The organism is Neorhizobium huautlense (genome assembly GCF_030811685.1).
GTDB classification, from domain to species: Bacteria; Pseudomonadota; Alphaproteobacteria; order Rhizobiales; family Rhizobiaceae; genus Neorhizobium; species Neorhizobium huautlense_A.
Map to the genome: position 1 here is coordinate 276750 of NZ_JAUSRF010000006.1, position 16235 is coordinate 292984.

The 16235-nt window shown below is 58.8% G+C and carries 27 protein-coding genes and 1 tRNA gene; 6 read left to right on the forward strand and 22 right to left on the reverse strand.

From position 1 onward, the window contains the following. Window positions 1–55 precede the first annotated feature (55 nt). The 5 genes from J2T09_RS11425 to J2T09_RS11445 all read right to left on the reverse strand — a co-directional run bounded on the left by J2T09_RS11425 (window position 56) and on the right by J2T09_RS11445 (window position 3581). Window positions 56–985: an electron transfer flavoprotein subunit alpha/FixB family protein gene (locus J2T09_RS11425; RefSeq protein ID WP_306834366.1), complete on the reverse strand. Its 930-nt coding sequence runs from the start codon at window positions 983–985 to the stop codon at window positions 56–58. Window positions 986–1008: 23 nt separating this feature from the next. Beyond that, complete coding sequence (locus tag J2T09_RS11430; protein ID WP_306834368.1) at window positions 1009–1755, reverse strand: electron transfer flavoprotein subunit beta/FixA family protein; 747 nt, start codon at window positions 1753–1755, stop codon at window positions 1009–1011. A 184-nt stretch (window positions 1756–1939) separates the two neighbouring features. Beyond that, window positions 1940–2518, reverse strand: a complete 579-nt coding sequence (locus J2T09_RS11435; protein WP_306834370.1) for a cob(I)yrinic acid a,c-diamide adenosyltransferase — start codon at window positions 2516–2518, stop codon at window positions 1940–1942. Then, window positions 2518–2715, reverse strand: coding sequence for a twin transmembrane helix small protein (locus J2T09_RS11440; RefSeq protein WP_112729151.1), 198 nt, complete (start codon window positions 2713–2715; stop codon window positions 2518–2520). The genes J2T09_RS11435 and J2T09_RS11440 overlap by 1 nt, the downstream gene beginning before the upstream one ends. A 32-nt stretch (window positions 2716–2747) precedes the next feature. After that, window positions 2748–3581 (reverse strand): SDR family oxidoreductase, encoded by an 834-nt coding sequence (locus J2T09_RS11445; RefSeq protein ID WP_306834374.1) that lies wholly within the window; start codon window positions 3579–3581, stop codon window positions 2748–2750. Window positions 3582–3700: 119 nt separating this feature from the next. On the opposite strand from J2T09_RS11445, the gene J2T09_RS11450 reads away from it, so the two are divergent. Continuing rightward, the gene (locus tag J2T09_RS11450) at window positions 3701–4678 is read left to right on the forward strand and encodes a YihY/virulence factor BrkB family protein (RefSeq protein ID WP_306834376.1); all 978 of its coding nucleotides are present in this window, start codon (window positions 3701–3703) and stop codon (window positions 4676–4678) included. Here J2T09_RS11450 and gluQRS read toward each other — a convergent pair. Continuing rightward, window positions 4643–5524, reverse strand: a complete 882-nt coding sequence (gene gluQRS / locus J2T09_RS11455) for a tRNA glutamyl-Q(34) synthetase GluQRS (protein ID WP_306834378.1) — start codon at window positions 5522–5524, stop codon at window positions 4643–4645. The two genes, J2T09_RS11450 and gluQRS, sit on opposite strands and share 36 nt — an antisense overlap. A gap of 72 nt (window positions 5525–5596) precedes the next feature. Here gluQRS and J2T09_RS11460 point away from each other — a divergent pair, with 72 nt between their 5' ends. Together J2T09_RS11460 and J2T09_RS11465 are read left to right on the forward strand one after the other, a co-directional pair. Beyond that, on the forward strand, window positions 5597–6238 hold the full coding sequence (locus J2T09_RS11460; protein ID WP_306834380.1) for a DNA-3-methyladenine glycosylase family protein: 642 nt from the start codon (window positions 5597–5599) through the stop codon (window positions 6236–6238). 134 nt (window positions 6239–6372) lie between these two features. Beyond that, a complete protein-coding gene (locus J2T09_RS11465; RefSeq protein WP_306834382.1) occupies window positions 6373–6930 on the forward strand; it encodes an HNH endonuclease in 558 nt (185 codons plus the stop codon). 96 nt (window positions 6931–7026) lie between these two features. Here the strand turns inward: J2T09_RS11465 and J2T09_RS11470 are convergent, their stop codons facing one another. Further along, window positions 7027–7554 (reverse strand): disulfide bond formation protein B, encoded by a 528-nt coding sequence (locus J2T09_RS11470; RefSeq protein WP_306834383.1) that lies wholly within the window; start codon window positions 7552–7554, stop codon window positions 7027–7029. A gap of 259 nt (window positions 7555–7813) precedes the next feature. Between J2T09_RS11470 and J2T09_RS11475 the strand changes: the two genes are divergently transcribed. Beyond that, window positions 7814–7898, forward strand: a tRNA-Leu gene (locus tag J2T09_RS11475). Window positions 7899–7900: 2 nt separating this feature from the next. Here J2T09_RS11475 and J2T09_RS11480 read toward each other — a convergent pair. From J2T09_RS11480 to J2T09_RS11510, 7 genes are read right to left on the reverse strand one after another with little or no spacing between them, the layout of a single operon-like run. Then, window positions 7901–9007, reverse strand: a complete 1107-nt coding sequence (locus tag J2T09_RS11480; protein WP_306834386.1) for a tyrosine-type recombinase/integrase — start codon at window positions 9005–9007, stop codon at window positions 7901–7903. Beyond that, window positions 9007–9183 (reverse strand): hypothetical protein, encoded by a 177-nt coding sequence (locus tag J2T09_RS11485; protein ID WP_306834389.1) that lies wholly within the window; start codon window positions 9181–9183, stop codon window positions 9007–9009. Before J2T09_RS11485 ends, J2T09_RS11480 begins: the two co-directional genes overlap by 1 nt. Continuing rightward, the gene (locus J2T09_RS11490; RefSeq protein ID WP_306834391.1) at window positions 9180–9716 is read right to left on the reverse strand and encodes a hypothetical protein; all 537 of its coding nucleotides are present in this window, start codon (window positions 9714–9716) and stop codon (window positions 9180–9182) included. The genes J2T09_RS11485 and J2T09_RS11490 overlap by 4 nt, the downstream gene beginning before the upstream one ends. Next, complete coding sequence (locus tag J2T09_RS11495; RefSeq protein WP_306834393.1) at window positions 9713–10423, reverse strand: hypothetical protein; 711 nt, start codon at window positions 10421–10423, stop codon at window positions 9713–9715. Before J2T09_RS11495 ends, J2T09_RS11490 begins: the two co-directional genes overlap by 4 nt. Continuing rightward, the gene (locus tag J2T09_RS11500; RefSeq protein WP_306834396.1) at window positions 10420–10659 is read right to left on the reverse strand and encodes a hypothetical protein; all 240 of its coding nucleotides are present in this window, start codon (window positions 10657–10659) and stop codon (window positions 10420–10422) included. The genes J2T09_RS11495 and J2T09_RS11500 overlap by 4 nt, the downstream gene beginning before the upstream one ends. Then, a complete protein-coding gene (locus tag J2T09_RS11505) occupies window positions 10656–11066 on the reverse strand; it encodes a hypothetical protein (RefSeq protein WP_306834398.1) in 411 nt (136 codons plus the stop codon). Before J2T09_RS11505 ends, J2T09_RS11500 begins: the two co-directional genes overlap by 4 nt. Beyond that, on the reverse strand, window positions 11063–11227 hold the full coding sequence (locus J2T09_RS11510; RefSeq protein ID WP_306834399.1) for a hypothetical protein: 165 nt from the start codon (window positions 11225–11227) through the stop codon (window positions 11063–11065). Before J2T09_RS11510 ends, J2T09_RS11505 begins: the two co-directional genes overlap by 4 nt. Before the next feature lie 151 nt (window positions 11228–11378). Here J2T09_RS11510 and J2T09_RS11515 point away from each other — a divergent pair, with 151 nt between their 5' ends. Both J2T09_RS11515 and J2T09_RS27585 read left to right on the forward strand, forming a co-directional pair. Beyond that, the gene (locus J2T09_RS11515; protein ID WP_306834401.1) at window positions 11379–11519 is read left to right on the forward strand and encodes a hypothetical protein; all 141 of its coding nucleotides are present in this window, start codon (window positions 11379–11381) and stop codon (window positions 11517–11519) included. A 99-nt stretch (window positions 11520–11618) separates the two neighbouring features. Beyond that, window positions 11619–11885 (forward strand): DUF982 domain-containing protein, encoded by a 267-nt coding sequence (locus tag J2T09_RS27585; RefSeq protein WP_373458426.1) that lies wholly within the window; start codon window positions 11619–11621, stop codon window positions 11883–11885. 249 nt (window positions 11886–12134) lie between these two features. Here J2T09_RS27585 and J2T09_RS11520 read toward each other — a convergent pair whose 3' ends face one another. The 8 genes from J2T09_RS11520 to J2T09_RS11555 form a co-directional block, all read right to left on the reverse strand. Beyond that, window positions 12135–12755, reverse strand: coding sequence for a Lar family restriction alleviation protein (locus J2T09_RS11520; RefSeq protein WP_306834403.1), 621 nt, complete (start codon window positions 12753–12755; stop codon window positions 12135–12137). Then, entirely contained in the window at window positions 12755–13447 is a 693-nt protein-coding gene (locus tag J2T09_RS11525; RefSeq protein ID WP_306834406.1) for a hypothetical protein, read from the reverse strand. The genes J2T09_RS11520 and J2T09_RS11525 overlap by 1 nt, the downstream gene beginning before the upstream one ends. Next, the gene (locus J2T09_RS11530) at window positions 13447–13878 is read right to left on the reverse strand and encodes a hypothetical protein (protein WP_306834408.1); all 432 of its coding nucleotides are present in this window, start codon (window positions 13876–13878) and stop codon (window positions 13447–13449) included. The genes J2T09_RS11525 and J2T09_RS11530 overlap by 1 nt, the downstream gene beginning before the upstream one ends. Continuing rightward, entirely contained in the window at window positions 13875–14402 is a 528-nt protein-coding gene (locus tag J2T09_RS11535) for a hypothetical protein (protein WP_306834410.1), read from the reverse strand. Before J2T09_RS11535 ends, J2T09_RS11530 begins: the two co-directional genes overlap by 4 nt. Beyond that, complete coding sequence (locus J2T09_RS11540; protein ID WP_306834411.1) at window positions 14399–14725, reverse strand: hypothetical protein; 327 nt, start codon at window positions 14723–14725, stop codon at window positions 14399–14401. Before J2T09_RS11540 ends, J2T09_RS11535 begins: the two co-directional genes overlap by 4 nt. Next, window positions 14725–14964: a hypothetical protein gene (locus J2T09_RS11545; protein ID WP_306834412.1), complete on the reverse strand. Its 240-nt coding sequence runs from the start codon at window positions 14962–14964 to the stop codon at window positions 14725–14727. The genes J2T09_RS11540 and J2T09_RS11545 overlap by 1 nt, the downstream gene beginning before the upstream one ends. 67 nt (window positions 14965–15031) lie before the next feature. Further along, window positions 15032–15208: a hypothetical protein gene (locus J2T09_RS11550; protein WP_306834414.1), complete on the reverse strand. Its 177-nt coding sequence runs from the start codon at window positions 15206–15208 to the stop codon at window positions 15032–15034. Window positions 15209–15451: 243 nt separating this feature from the next. Then, the gene (locus J2T09_RS11555; protein WP_306834416.1) at window positions 15452–16150 is read right to left on the reverse strand and encodes an XRE family transcriptional regulator; all 699 of its coding nucleotides are present in this window, start codon (window positions 16148–16150) and stop codon (window positions 15452–15454) included. Window positions 16151–16235 lie beyond the last annotated feature (85 nt).

Here is a 16235-nt window from a genome sequence, read left to right on the forward strand (position 1 = left end):
GGCAGATTGTTATTCATGCGGGCGCACTTTAGCCAGCCCCTTTTGATGCACTCGGTTAAAGTGCCTTTTCCAGTTGCGGCAGGATTTCGAACAGATCACCGACAAGGCCGTAATCGGCGACCTGGAAGATCGGTGCTTCCTCGTCCTTGTTGATGGCGACGATGACCTTCGAATCCTTCATGCCGGCGAGATGCTGGATCGCACCGGAAATGCCGACCGCGATGTAAAGCTGCGGTGCGACGACCTTGCCGGTCTGGCCGACCTGCCAGTCGTTGGGGGCATAACCGGCATCGACGGCAGCGCGCGAGGCACCGACGGCGGCACCGAGCTTGTCGGCCACCGGCAGGATGACGTCCTGGAATTTTTCCGAGGAACCAAGGGCGCGACCACCGGAAATGATCACCTTGGCCGAGGTCAGTTCCGGACGCTCGGATTCGGCCAGCGCGTCCGACACGAAGCTCGACAGGCCGGAATTGCCGGCAGCTGTCGCGTTTTCGACCGATGCCGATCCGCCTTCTGCCGTTGCCGCAAACGAGGCGGTACGCACGGTGATGACCTTTTTGGCATCGCCCGACTGAACCGTCTGGATGGCGTTGCCGGCATAGATCGGACGTTTGAACGTATCGGCCGATACGACCTCGGTGATTTCGGAGATCTGCATGACGTCGAGCAGGGCTGCAACGCGCGGCAGGACGTTCTTCACCGAAACGGAAGCCGGTCCGAGGATGACGTCATAGGAGCCGGCCAGCGAGACGATCAGATCGGCCAGCGGTTCGGCCAGATTGTTGGCATATGCCGCATCGTCTGCGAGCAGGACTTTTGCCACACCCGAAAGCTTTGAGGCGGCATCGGCCGCAGCCTTGGCGCCCGAGCCGGCGACCAGGATATGCACATCGCCACCGATCTGCGACGCTGCGGTCAGCGCCTTGGCGGTCTGCTCGTTGAGGCTGGCATTGTCGTGTTCGGCGAGAAGAAGAATGGTCATTGTTTCTATTCCTTTCCTTACCGTCAGATCACGCCGGCGGTCTTGAGGCTGGAGACCAGCTCTTCAACCGACTTGACCTTGATGCCTGCCTTGCGGCCACCCGGCTCTTCCGTCTTCAGAACCTTGAGGCGCGGGGCGACATCGACGCCGAAATCGGCCGGAGCCTTCTTGTCGAGCGGTTTTTTCTTCGCCTTCATGATATTCGGCAGAGATGCGTAACGCGGCTCGTTCAAACGCAGGTCGGAGGTGACGATGGCCGGCAGCTTGACGTCGATCGTCTGCAGACCGCCATCAACTTCGCGGGTGACGGTCGCCTTGTCGGAACCGAGGTCGATCTTCGATGCAAACGTTGCCTGACCCCAGTTGAGAAGGGCTGCCAGCATCTGGCCGGTCTGGTTCGAATCGTCATCGATCGCCTGCTTGCCGACGATGACGAGGCCCGGCTGTTCAGCCTCGACCACGCCCTTCAAGAGCTTTGCGACGGCGAGCGGTTCGACAGCTTCATCGGTCTCGATCAGGATGCCGCGATCGGCGCCCATGGCAAGAGCGGTGCGGATGGTTTCCTCCGCCTTGGCCGGGCCGATCGAGACGATGACGATCTCTTCCGCCTTGCCGGCTTCCTTCAGACGCAGTGCTTCCTCGACGGAGATTTCGTCGAACGGGTTCATCGACATCTTCACGTTGGTCAGTTCGACACCCGTATTGTCCGGTTTCACCCGGATTTTCACGTTGTAATCGACCACACGTTTTACCGGCACAAGGATCTTCATGGCTTCCTTCCTTTGGACATCACGCCGCCGCAAGATGCGACGTCTCCCACGCGTTCAGTTGTCAATTGACGACATGGGTAAGCATTTTTTTGAGCGAACACAATGTGGTTGCCCGACATCGGGCGTGTCGATTTGTCATAGCACCATTCCTCACCATCGGCTTGCCGCGAGAAGGCAACCGCATTCAGCGATTTTGCCCCGGTACCCATAAAATATCGGCCTTGCCGTTGCCGTTGGCATAACGCGCGGCAACGAACAGGAAGTCGGAAAGCCGGTTGATATATTTCAGCGCTGCTTCGCTCACCACCTCATCGGCTTGCTGTGCCAGCGCCACCATGATGCGTTCGGCCCGTCGCGATGTCGCACGGGCGACATGCAGGTTGGCGGCGGCCGGGCTGCCGCCGGGCAGAACGAAGGAGGTCAGCGGGTCGAGGCTTTCGTTCAGTCGGTCGATTTCGGCCTCCAGCCGGTCCACCTGCGACTGCAAGATGCGCAGTGGCTCGTATTTCGGAGCCTCGCCGGTATCCGGCGTGGCAAGGTCTGCGCCGAGATCGAAAAGGTCGTTCTGGATGCGAAAGAGCATCGGATCGAGGGTCGACATCGCGCCGGTATGCAGCCGGGCGATGCCGAGCAGCGAATTGGTCTCGTCTACTGTGCCATAGGCCTCGACACGCAGGTCATGCTTGAAGCGGCGCGGGCCATCCACGAGGCCGGTCGTGCCGTTATCGCCGGTGCGGGTATAAATCTTGTTGAGCTTGACCATCAGCGGCCACCGCCGGAAAGCCATAGCGTGAGCATGATCAGGCCGATGGCGACCGCCTGCAGCAGCACGCGCAACTGCATCAGCTTGTTGGAACGGTTGGCATCCTGCCCCTTGACCATGTTGAACAGGCCACGGATCAGCACGAGCGCCACGAGGCCCATGACGATCACCGTCAGCACGGTGGTAAAACTGGACATTTTTGGCGCCTCCCCGATCTTCTTTTTGTTGTTCAATCAAACCGGCGCATCAGCCGGTAGAAAAGATCCGCCGGCAAAAACCATTTCAAAAACATGCCCTGCTTCGCCGGCTTGGTGACGAGATAATGTGGCTTTGGCCGTGGGGCGGTCAAGGCATGCATCAGTACCTTCTGCACCGCTTCCGGGCCGAGCTTGTGGCGGTTGACCGGGCCTGAACCATCAAGCCGCGCCAGTTGCCGTTTGTATTCCTGCGCATGGGCGGAATTTTCGAGGTCGATGTTTTTGCGCACGGCCTCGAGCGCATTGGCGGTGAAGCGCGAGGCGATCGGGCCCGGTTCGATGAGGGCGACATGAATGCCGGAACCGTCGAGTTCCATGCGCATCGTCACCGTCAGGCCTTCCAGCGCAAATTTGGAGGCATTGTAGGCGCCGCGATAACGATAGGGGATGAGGCCGAGAATGGACGAGCAGTTGACGATGCGGCCATGGCCCTGTGCCCGCATGATCGGGATCACTCGCCGCGTCAGTTCGTGCCAGCCGAACACATTGGTTTCGAATTGCAGACGCAGGACATCGGTCGTCAGGTCCTCGACCGCACCCGGCTGGCCATAGGCGCCATTGTTGAACAGCGCATCGATGCGGCCGTTCGAGCGGGCCGAGACCGTTTCCACAAGTGCCGCGATCGTATCCGGCTTCGTGTAATCCATCAGCAGGGCTTCGATGCCATCGGCTTCGAGTGGTGAAAGGTCCTCTTCTGCGCGCACCGTCGCAAAAACCCGCCAGCCTTCGGCCTTCAATGCCCGTGCGCAATGGGCGCCGATGCCGGATGAGCAACCGGTGACGATGATTGTGCGCCGCTCGGCCATGGTGTGCAAACCTTCCTGCTCATTCGGAACGATAGATCCTGTACAATGGACAGCGATTTCCCATATTTCAGGATCGAAAACAACGGAGCGGCAAGGGCTGGAAAGCCTGGCCGAAGAGAATGCGCAAAACCGCCTGGTACAGCCTCGTCTACACTGTTCTGTCGGATGCCTATAACCATTTCCATGAGGATGATGGCTGGGCGATGGCCAGCCATGTGGCGCTGTCCGGCCTGCTGGCGCTCTTCCCGTTCCTGATTTTCGGAACGGCGCTGGCCGGTTTTCTCGGCGCCAGCACGTTTTCCTCGACCTCCATCCATCTGCTGTTCGATGCCTGGCCGGCGGAGATCGCCGATCCGCTGCAGGCGGAAATCCAGCGTGTGCTGGAAATTCCTCGTGGCGGACTGCTGACCGTTTCGGTGCTGGCGGCCGCCTATTTCGCCTCCAATGGTGTCGAGGCACTGCGCATCTCGCTCAACCGTGCCTACCGGGTCAGCGAAACCCGCGCCTGGTATATGACACGTCTTGCCAGCCTCGGTTACATCGTCGTGATCGTTGTGGTGTTTGCGGCGATCAGCATTCTTCTTGTCGCCATTCCGATCGCCCTGCGCTTTGCCGGCACGCGATTTCCGCAATTGCAGGAATGGCTCGGCGGGTTGATGAACTACAGCACCTACGGCATTTATGGCACGGTGGCGATCGTGGTGATCGGGCTGATCGCCTCGCACAAATGGTTGCCGGCCGGAAGCCGGCGTCTGGTCGATATCCTGCCGGGCGCGTTTCTCACCATCATTTTCTGGGCCGGCGGCGCGTTTGCCTTTGCCTCCTACCTGTCCACCTTCGCCACCTACGCCGCCACCTATGCCGGTCTGGCTTCGGTGATGATCGTGCTGGTGTTTCTCTATATGGTCGGCGTGATTTTCATGCTGGGTGCAGAAGTGAATGCGGCGCTGATGAAATACCGCGTCTATTCTGTGGTTACCCACCGTCTGCGCACGGGAGAAATGCCGGGCGATGAAAAGACGGGCGCAGGCGGTGATGACCCCGTTGACGCAGAGCCGTCGTTACAGGCCGGCAAGACGGCGGATATCGGCCGCTGACAGGCCCTGTTCGCGCAGATGTTTGAGGCCGGTGGAGCCACTGCTTTTCGAAAGCTTTTTGCCGTCTTGGTCGAGGAGCAGCCGGTGGTGGTGGTAAAGCGGCTGCGGCAGATCGAGCAAAGTCTGCAAAAGCCGGTGCACGGATGTGGCGTGATAAAGGTCCAGCCCACGCACCACATGGGTGATGCCCTGCAACGCGTCATCGACCACCACGGACAGATGGTAGCTCGACGGCGCATCCGAGCGCGACAGGATGATATCGCCCCATGCGGCCGGATCGGCGGGGATGGTGCCGCGTGCGCCGTCACCGGTTTCCTGCCAGTTTAATGGTGTTTTCACCAGCTGCATGGCCTTTTTCATATCCAGCCGCCAGGCATGGCGAATGCCTTGGCTCATCAGCGCTTGCCGCTCTTCGGCGGATCGTTGCGCGTCCCTGTCGGGATAAAGCGGTGAACCATCGGGATCGCGCGGCCAGATGTTTCCGGTCTTCTCATGCGCGGCCACGATCGCTTTCACTTCGCCGCGTGTCAGGAAGGCCGGATAGATCAGGCCCATGGCATCGAGCCGTGCGAGTGCTGCGGCATAGGCATCGAAATGTTGCGATTGTTTTCGGATCGGCTCTTCCCATGTCAGGCCCAGCCATGCCAGGTCCTCGAAAATCGCCTGCTCGTATTCAGGCGTGCAGCGGGTGAGGTCGATATCCTCGATCCTGAGCAAACAACGTCCGCCGGTCTCCACCGCCATGTCGTGGTTGAGGATGGCCGACAGCCCATGGCCGAGATGCAGAAGACCATTGGGGCTCGGCGCGAAACGGAAGACAGGTTTTGGGTGGACATTGGCGGGCATGCGCGATTTGCTTGTTTTTGGCGTTTCGGGTCAAGCCCTGCCATAACCGCCAGCGAAATTCGATGAAGGCCGATGACAACAATCCGAGACATGACCGATATCGAAACCGGCCTGACACATCTCGTCGCGCTCGACCCGCGCCTTGAAATGGTGGTTTCCGCATCCGGCGTCGTGCCGCTGCGGCTGAGCGAACCCGGTTTTGCCAGCCTTGCCTCGATCATCGTCTCGCAGATGGTGTCGAAGGCCAGTGCCGCTGCGATCTGGAGCCGCATTCTGGCGCAAGGCATGGTGACGCCGCAAAACTATCTGGCGATTGCGCCGGAAATTTCCGCGACGTTCGGCCTGTCTCGGGCGAAAGCGAAAACGCTAGCTGGTCTTGCGGAAGCGATGGTGGAAGACCGTGTCGATCTCGATGCGCTGCTGCATCTGCCGCCCGATCAGGCGATTGCCACGCTGACCGCTCTGCCCGGCATCGGTCCATGGACGGCGGAGGTCTATCTGATGTTCTGCGGCGGACATCCCGATGTGTTTCCGAGCGGCGACGTTGCCCTGCAGGCAGCCGTGGCGCATGCCTTTGCGCTGGAGGCACGTCCATCGCCGAAACAATTGCGGCAGATGGCCACAATCTGGTCGCCCTGGCGCTCGGTGGCGGCACGTCTGTTCTGGGCCTATTACGCCACCCATATGCGCCGGGATGCCCTGCCGACGCTCTGATTCGGCACAAGTGCACCGCATTGCCTGTGACTGATTCGCTCAGCCGGCAAGCCCCTGCATTTCTTGGCTTCACATTCCTGTAACAACGGTCCTAATATAGAGGAGATAGATGCCGAATCGGGTAGGAGCGTCATTTGACGATTGCAGTCTCCCCGCAGGCCTTGCCGGCGCTCGTCTTGAACGCCGACTATCGGCCGCTGAGTTATTATCCCTTGTCGTTATGGTCCTGGCAGGACGCGATCAAGGCGGTTTTCCTTGACCGTGTGAACATCATCGCCGAATACGATCACGCGGTGTCTTCTCCCAGCTTTTCGATGCGCCTGCCGAGTGTCGTCAGCCTGAAGACCTATGTGCAGCCGACCCGCAACCCGGCCTTCACACGCTTCAACGTGTTCCTGCGCGACAAGTTCGAATGCCAGTATTGCGGCGATCACAACGACCTGACCTTCGACCATGTCATTCCGCGTGCCCATGGCGGCGAGACGACCTGGGAAAACGTCGTGGCTGCCTGTTCGCCCTGCAATCTGAAAAAGGGCAGCAAGCTGCCAAAGCAGGCCGGCATGGTGCCGCACCAGAAACCCTATGCGCCGAGCGTGCAGGATTTGCACAACAATGGCCGGCTGTTTCCGCCGAACTATCTTCACGAAAGCTGGGTCGACTATCTCTATTGGGATACCGAGCTGCAGCCGTAAGGCTAAACGTGTCTTGGCACCTCATCAAAAGACCGTCGGCATGTATCGTGCCGACGGTCTTTTCAATTCAGGCGCGCCAAGTTGACGGCGCTTATATCAAGCCGACTTGCGAAATGCGCCGGCGAAGGCGATGGCTGCGAGGGCGGCACTGGTCAGCACATTCCAGCCGGCCATGGAGAGGCCGAGGACACGCAGCGCTGCGGCATCGCAGGAAGGCCCGCGCACGGTGTTGAGATCGTCCAGCAGGCTGGCGGCATTGGTGCTCATCGCGCCGGCCGGATTGGTGCAGCTGGAAGGACCGGCCCAGAAGCCCCATTCGACACCGGAGTGATAAACGGCGATGGCGCCGCCGACCAGCATCATCAGGCCGATCAGGGACAGCAGCACGCGTCCCGTCCAGGAGGGCAGCTTGAAGGCGACGGTGCCGACGGCGAGGATGCCGACCGGAATGCCGTAATAATAGGGATCGCGCTGGACCAGGCAGAGATGGCAGGGCATGTAACCGCCGATATGCTGGAAGGCGAGCGCGCTCAGGATGACGGTTGCCATGCCGAATGTCAGCAGGAGGGGAAAGGCGATTTGCGGGATGCTGCGGATGGAACCGCCCGATGCTGCATGTGCCATGACTGTCTCCTGCTGTGTGTCGCGCAGCATCGTGCCGTCAGGGCACAGTGATGCTTGACGCTGCTTTAGGCTTCTGCGCGATCGCTGTAAATCGACATGCCGTCGCAGATTGGCTTAGCGCATGGCACAGTTTCGTGAAGCGCGCCACTTCGGCGAGTTGAAGGCGATGGAGATTTTTTTGGCGATGCTGCCGCAAGGCCGACAACGCGTCTTGCCGCCTCCGCGCACTCATGCTAGAGGCCGATCACTCACTTGGAATGCCCCGTTGGCGGAATTGGTAGACGCGCCTGACTCAAAATCAGGTTCCGAGAGGAGTGCTGGTTCGATTCCGGCACGGGGCACCATCTTATTTTTTGACCGTTGTTTTTGCTTCGGTATTTTGAATATTTCCCGCACCGGGATTTAGGTGCGGGGCGAGTTCGATCTCAATCTGTTCTGCAACCAGTTTCGAAGCGCGAATTCCAAGGCGCTTGCGATCGGCCTTTTTCGTGTAAATTTCTGCCTGCCTGGATGTTGCCCAGCCATATTGAGCCATCAATTCGTGCGATGAAGCGCCGGCATTCGCGGCCAAAGTTGCGGATAGTTTACGCAGCCCGTGGGCGCTTTTGTCCACATCGGCCTTCGTGCAGTGTTTGCGAAACCAGTTCCCGAATGATTCGACCGTAAAGGGCCGGCCATTCTCGCCGACGATAAAGGCGAGGTCGCCGGTCTTCGTTTTTTCGATTACCTTCATGAGGCGATCTGGAAACTCCACGGTGATCTCGGCGCCGGTTTTGTGGGTCCGTAGCGTGAAGGTGTTGCCGCTCATGTGCTGGCGGCCGGCACGCACGATGTCTGACCGGCGAAGGCCAGAGCAGAGAAGCAGCTCCATTGCCAAGCGCTGCGGAGTTCCGATCTTCCACTTGAGACAGAATTTATGAACGTCCTCAGATGTCCATGGCTCAAAGCCGTCCGTTTTGTACTGGAGACGGTCGACGCCATGCGTCGGATCGAAGCCGGTTAAGTCTGCTTTGACTGCCCATTCGAAGACACCGCGCAGCGCCTTCAGCAAAGCGTTAGCTTGCCCTGGCGTGCCGGCCCGCGCGTCGAGGGCTGCCTCAACGTCCTTCTTGGAGATGTCTGCAAAGAAGCTGTCGCCAGCATTTTTCAGCATCTGAATGAAGAGATTGCCGCGCGCCTTTCGCGTGGAGGTCGCAAGATCTGCCCACTGGCGGCTTTCCATATATTGACCGATGAGCCATTTCAGCGTGCGGCTGTCGCCTCGTTGGCGGGGGCGTGCGGGCTGCTCTGCGGCGATCGCGTCGCGATATGACTGCTTGAACTCTTCCGTTCCCGGTTCGCCGGCGAGGCGCGTGCGGGGGCCTTTGCCGACACGATAATAGAACACGATGGTTCCGTGGCGGTTCTTCTCTCGGATAACGTTCAATGGCAGTTTGCGCGGCATGTCTTGCATCAAAGCCGAACTCCACCTTTCGGCGCAAGCGGAATTCTATCCACCTGAGCGGGAGAGATTGGCGACACGCGAATTGTCCGCCCGCCCTCCACGATCTCAACCGTCACATTCCGCTCGTTCGCGATTGCGGCCATGCGGTCCAGATCGGACTTTTTGACCACGGCTTGTGCTGTCATCGGCCGTCCTCCGTGTCCAAAATCGTTTGCGGCGGCGCCGGGGTTTCTTTTTCCGTCATCCGCTCCATATCAGCAGCATCGCCGATTTCTCGGCGGCTGGGAGATGCTTGCGCTCTCGCCTCTGTGCGGAGCTCATTATGGAAAGCAGTTCCCGAGTCCTCAGCGACGCGCGCCGCGCCGAGATTGTCGAAGAGGGCCGTCAGGCCGCTGTCGACGGTCTCACGCCCTTCGCTTGCCCTTATTTCACTGATGTTTTCCCCGAGCGGTTCCGCGCTTGGTGTGAGGGCTTCTGGTCCCACGATAGGACGAAGCACTGATTTCGTCTGCGGCGGTGCCGGCTCCATGACCTCGCTGTACGGGTAGGTGTGCAGCTCGCTTTCCGGAAGTTCTTCACCGGTGTCGAGGTCCACGACGGGAGATCCTTCGAGGCACGCGGCATGACATGGACCTTCGGTGATATCGGTGGCGCAGATATCGTCCGGCTTGAACGGCTCGGCGCAGATCGGGCAGGTGTGGGTGTCAGGATTTGTCATGCTGCTGTCCTCATCTGTTCAACCGCATGCCCGCCCCATTGAAGCGCTGCAGCGTCGGCGATGCCGGGGAATGTTTCGGATCGGATTTTCCAGCGATCGACGCCGGGCGGCGCGCGGTGGATCTTCGACCACGCCTTATGTTCGTCGGTCCCGGCCTTCGGCGGCATCAGTCGGTTGGTCGGGATGAGCTTCGGCAGCTCGCGAAGGAAGAACGATGTTCCCTTGAATGCCTCGTCACCGAACCACCACGGCTGCACGGTCTGTGCCGGCGGCTGATAATTGCGGATGCGCTCTTTCGCATGGCGATGCATCACCGGGTTCTCGATCGCCACCCGCTCGATCGGCGCGTTCCAGCAATCGGAGAACAGCGCCGCGCCCTTATCCAGTTCCTGCCACATGAATTCGAGACGCTGATCGCGATCCATGACCTGATAGGCCTCGCGCTCTGCGGCCGGGTAGGTTTCGTTGAGCTTGGTCGGCGGCTCGGACAGCCAGCGGACGCCGCTGTTGCATAGTCTGGTGCATGGCGGATGCATGACGGCGAGCAAGTCCCATCCGTCATTGAGCAGGTCACGCACGTCGCAGATGATATGGCGATTGCTGCCGTCGTCTGCCGGCAGGAGGTCGCAGGACCACACGTCGTGGCCCAACCGATCGAAGGCGCGGCGCATCATACCGCTGGTCTCGCAGCCGATCAGGACCTTCATGGCTGGCGTCCTCCGCGAACGCTGGTGGTGATGGGGTTGCTGCAGAGAGGGCAAGCCACTTCCAAATAATCGCCGTCCCGCTGGTCGTTGTGATATTTCGCAGCCTCGCGCTTGAACTTGACCTCAGTTTTGCAGTGGTTGCACTTGCCGGTGTGCTCCTCGTTGCCGGGTAACTTTCCGAGCTTCGTGATGACGACGCCGCCCTTCTGCGCCTTGTGGAAAGGATCTGTGGTCATGGTTGGCCCTCGGCGTTGAGAGCGGCCCGGACTTCTTTGACAAGTTCCAGCGCGTACTGAACCTCGGCATACTGCATCGGTCCGTCGCCGCGCCTGACGCTACTTTCAATGATCAGGCTGCACCGCCATACGGCGTCGATCGCCTCTTTCAAAAGGGCGTCAGGCGCCGACGTATTCGTTTCGGGGGATGGGCTGGCGGCTTTCTCCCTGATCTTCGCAGCAATTGCTGTCAGCGCTGCGCTCCCGGCCAAGGTCTCGGTTTTGTAGGCGGTGCTATCGAAGGATGCGTCATACTCTGCGGCGCGCTCAACGCACATGCTGGCGGCAAACTCCATGCCGTAAGCGCGAGCCTTGGCGATTTCTTCATGTAGGCGCTTTGTGGTGTAGCGGGGTTGATTATCGGTCATCTTTTGGCCTCCGCACGGTTGATTACTTCGATCAGGACGCGCGTCAGAGCCTTCTGCTCGCGAACAGCACTGAGATCGGAAAGTGATTGGGCGAGCGCGCCGCTGATCAGTGCGAGCTTTTTGAGGGCCAAAAGTTCGACGTTGGATATCTCGATCCTCATGGCTGGCCCTCCATGGTGAGGGCTGCCTCAAGGGCGCGGGATATCAAGGGGGGCATCCATCGTTGGATATGCTCGCCCATAAGTTTTCTTGGAACCAATCGCACAACAAAAAGTTTAGAGTATGTCGCATTTCGCGACGAGGAGTAAGAGCATGTCTAACACTCCGCAGCCCGGACGCGATGACGACCGGAAAAAGCCGGCCCAAAACGACGATCGGCGTAGTCCGCGCGATGACGCGGACAAGAAGTCCGCCAAGCCGGATAACGAAGATCTGGAAACTCGTCCCGATTGATAAATGAGACCTCGGCTGGGTAACACCCCAGCCGAACAGTTCTTCTCGTCGCGTGACTTTTCTTAAGCTCTTTTCATCCCGCCCCCGTGAAGGGAAAATATGGTGTGCTCCGTCGTCAACGTAGGATTCCGTCTTCGGTGGAAGTTCGTGGTTTTTGTCAAAGTTGGGCTTGAAGATAGGCCCATCGAAGGGCCGCGCGAGGCCCTCAAGTTTCTTCGAGAAACCCCCGGAATTCGTACAGGATATGCTTATTGGAACGCAGTATCGGCGTGTAGTGGGGCGTTGCGATATCGTTGCGACATGGATGTCGCTAGGATGAGCTTCATATCCGCCCATGCCCACTGGCAACGGAAATACGGTCATTAGCTTTCACCTCCTATTTTCGTCTGCGGAGCGGGTGCTTGCTTAACGATGACGATGTGCTTTTCGAACGCCTCAAAATATGAAGGGTGCTGAACTTCATATCTCCAACGCTGCTTTGTGGAGGACCATTCGCGCAACACTGCGAGGCCATCGACAATACCGCGTACGTGGAATTTTCGTCCGGTGTTGTGATTGTCTGGCCCGTATTCGTATCGAAAGGACGCGCCGGGCTTAACCCAGTCTGGAAGCTTCTCAATGCTCACTGGGCGACCCCCCTGATGATGTCGCTGCATCTACGTATTCTTTGACGACGTAGCCAAGGTCTTTCCAGATCTGCGCATCGGTCGCGCTATCTGTAAAGTTCGATACACGACCACGGGCATCCGTTAGCGCCCAGCCGGTCACATTAATACCGGGTGAGGAGGTTGATTGTGGTTGCGACTGAGGTGCCGCAGCAGCATCCGATAGCGAACCACATGAAGGCGAATTCAAAGCGCATAGGTCCGTATCCTCTCGATCGGTTTTTGTTGATGTGGTGAGGCAGTAATTGTGCGCATCGACGATGCGAACGAGCGTGTCTCGGTAGACGTTGACCGGATAGAGGATCGCATCTTCGTCGCTGGTGGCGCCTTCAGTAACGATGCCGCAGTCGCCATTATCGGCATCAAAGACGCGCCAAAGCCCTGTCGCATGTTCCTGCGGCGCTGGCGCATCTGGACGCGTTTGCCAGTCGTGTGGGTCAGCCTGTGCGCTGCAGCTCACGCAAGTGACATATTGAATTTCATCGCCGCCGACATTGGCGGTCAGGCCGGTTTCGAGGCTGGCCGTGCTCCAGCAGAATGGGCAGGGCAAAAGCTTGTTGGTCGTGATCATCAGTAGCCATCCCCGTATTCGAGCGATGGTTCGAGATCATCCATGATCAGCTTCGACCCGCACGCATACGCGGAGAAGATCGTTTTCTGATACCCCCAATATGGGGCTATGCCGATAATCTTGTTTACGTCGCGACGATTGACGGTGAGGCTGGATATTTTACCGGCTGCATCGACATAGAATTGAGTGTCGCATTCGTATCGTTTCCGCTGGTCTCCATCTGGATCAATGCCGACGTGGTATGAGCCCGCCGTGTAATCGCTTTCTTCAACGAACACTGCGACCTTGCCCCAGCCGTTGCCCATCTCCTTGGCATGCCGGATCATGCTCTCTACGATCTCGGAGAATTTTACTTCCTTCGGGGCGATCTTGAGCAGTTCGTCCATGTCCTCTGCGATTTTCCCTCGCAGAAGTTCGGAAACGCTGGCGTCGAGTTTTTCGCGCAGGAGGTTCATGACCATGACGCCATATGCCGGAACATTGATGTCGTCACCGACAGCCAAAGCGTTGCCAACCGCAGTCTGTATCTGCTTGTAGACGCTGCCATAGGACCGAAATGCGTCATCGACCGCGCCCTTGATGGCTTCATCGATTTTCTTCTCGATCAGGGAGCGGACATTTTCCTCGGAGGACTTGCGGACAACTTCCGCCAGAATGAAATCTTGAAGTGCAGATGAGGTGGCTTCGGACATCAGTTTGTCTCCGTGGTGGCGACCCATCGCGGGTCAAGTGGGTGCGGCATGAACTCAACCGGATCGACCGGGCTTTCGCCCGCGAAGTCCCACCAATAGTCGCGGTCGCCTTCTGACCACGCGGCCTCATAGATGCGGCCATCGTCGTCGCGGACCCAGTATCGATCGGAGGTGCGCAGCGTGATGCCAACCTCTGAGAAGTCCTCGACGTTGGTAATGGTCTTGTCAGCGAGCGCGATCGGCAGCCAGCGCACATGCGTTGAGGGGGCTGGGTGGATGTAGAGCGCAATATCCTCGTGGTGTGGGAGAGGTTCGCCCCACATAACCGAGTTAAAGCTCGGGTTTTCACGAAGGCGATCCAAGTTGCGTTGCGACGTATAGGCGATCGGGCGAGCGTCCACGTCATCGCGCTGTGTTGATGCATTGCTCATCGTTTGTCCCTCAGCCATGTTTTGAAGTTGGTGCGCAGCGACACCCATCGGGCGCCTGCGTCACGATCGTCATTCAGTTCCTTGAGCGAGCTGACGGCCAGAACAGAGCGGACGCGGGATTTCACGCGCTCGGTATCACCGGCATCTTTCAGGTCGTGGCATTCGATGAGGTAGCGGCGGAACGCGTGATCATTGGCGCACTTCATCGAGACTTCAGCGGCGAAATCTTTCGGGTCCGGTCCCTTTTGCGTCGGCTTCAGTCGGCGGATCTCGACGAAGGCCGCTTCGCAGACGGTGACCACGGCGCGCAGGAGTGCCGGCGCCTTGAACATCAGGCGGCGGTCATCGAAGGTGCAGGTCGGCAGAACCTGGGCGATCGGGTAAACTTCGCCCGTCAATGTGTCGCGCAGGCAGATCTCGGCGCGGCCTTCGCCCAGATTGTAGGACTCCAACCATTCCTCACTGATGAGGCCGGTCAGTTCCTTCGCTTCCGGATAGAGTGCGCGCGCAACGTCGAGGTTCATCGGGACGCCTCGCTGTCCTGCGCGTCATCCTCGGCAGCCAGCATGTTGCGCAGCGCGCGATCCTTTTCGCGGCAGCCATCGAGCGTCAGCACGTGAAAGAGCGCAGCCTTGATGCTGGGGGATGCCTTGCGGATACCCTCCTGAGGGAGGCACAGGCCGTGCAGCTCCATATCGATGCGTATCAGCGCGGCCTTCAGATAGTTGGCCGTGTGCTCCAGCTCGTTGAGCCGGCGCAGCTCGTGAACGTCCATCGCGCTGACTGTGTTGTCGACAGCGAGTGTCAGGGCTGGCTTGCGCGCTGGAAAGCGAAGAACGTCGGCCATTAGACAAGCTCCGCCTTGAAGCTGCGGTCGAGCTCGACGAGCGACTGCACGGCCAGCGCGCTGGCGGCGAAGAGCGTCAGGAAGCCGGCGGCCAGCATGCTGATGATGATGGTGCGGCTGGGCTTCGCCTCGGCGCGGCGCTTGTTTTCGCCGACGAAATGAAGCGGACCGGCGGAAGCCGGCGTTGGTGCCGGTGCGCCGAGGGCGTCCGGCAGGAAGGGTGTGAAAGCGTTTTGCATGGGAATGATCTCCATCCGATCAGGATGCAGCCTGAGGGGTGACAGGCTGACACCTGAGCGGATCTCGTCAGGCCGCCTCGCGCACCATTTCGGCGACAGCGGCGGCATTGCGTGCCTGGCTTTCCATGCTGATGCCGGCGGCAAGCAGCTGCTTGTCCGTCATCGGGCCACGCTCCTGGTACAGGCGGAGCATCTCGTCGCGGTCGCGGCGGTCCTGTGCGGTGATCTTGTTATCGGTCTGCATGTCATCTCCATCCGTTGAGGGACCGGACCCGACGAAGATGAGTCGATACATCGTCGGGTCCGTGCCGGTCGGCGGGACCGGATGAAGCCAATAAGCCATAATGGCTAATTCAATGTCAATAATTAAATTAGCCGAAATGGCTATTGATGTTGGTTGCGGTTCGTTTGTGTTTGGATTCACTGCATAAAAATACCGCCCCTCAAAAGTGGGGCGGTTTTAAGCGTGTGAATAATTCCCGTGTCCTTATGAGATCGGATACAACTCGTTGATCGGGAGAACCCTGTGTATGTTTATGACGTATCTTCTCCGAAAGCTCATTTTCGTGGAAGGATTGTACTGTGAGGCGAGAACCTCATCATTGGTTTGCCCGTCGTACCTCTTGATCCAAGTTTCCGTACCATCACCGTCATGCATACGTATCTGTAGAATGACATGATCGCCTGCCATCACGTCCTGGTTTGGGTTGATGTACAATATGTCGTTTGGGAAATAGCGTGGGATCATCGAATCCCCTTTTGTGCGCAGGGCGTAGGCGCCCGCGACTTTCCGCAGGCCCGGCGGGCAGGGGACGGTTTCAATTACCTCGTTGGTCATGACGAGATGACCTGATTGAGAACCCGCAGCAAGGCCGAAAATAGGTAGGTCCTGGTTGTCATTTAGTGGTTTGGGCCCTGGCTTTCTGCGTCGGTGAAACATTTCCATCGGTGCTGGGTCCGGCAATTCGCTATCGCCGAACAATACCTGTTCGTCCATCGCAAATGCGTCTGCAATTTTCGCTCGCCATTCGTCGTCTAGCGCGATCTTTCCGCGTCGAAGCTTCGAGATTGTCACTGTGTGTGAATCGATGCGGCTAGCCAACTCTTCATTTGTCAGGTTGCGCGCTTCCATCGCTTGACGAAGACGCGCGCTGAAATGCTCGTATTTCTTAGATAAATCGATCATTGGTCGATCCTAGCCAATCTGGCTAAAGCAAAAAGAGCCGCATTGGCTAATTTAAATGCTTGAATTAAATTAGCCGTTATGGCTT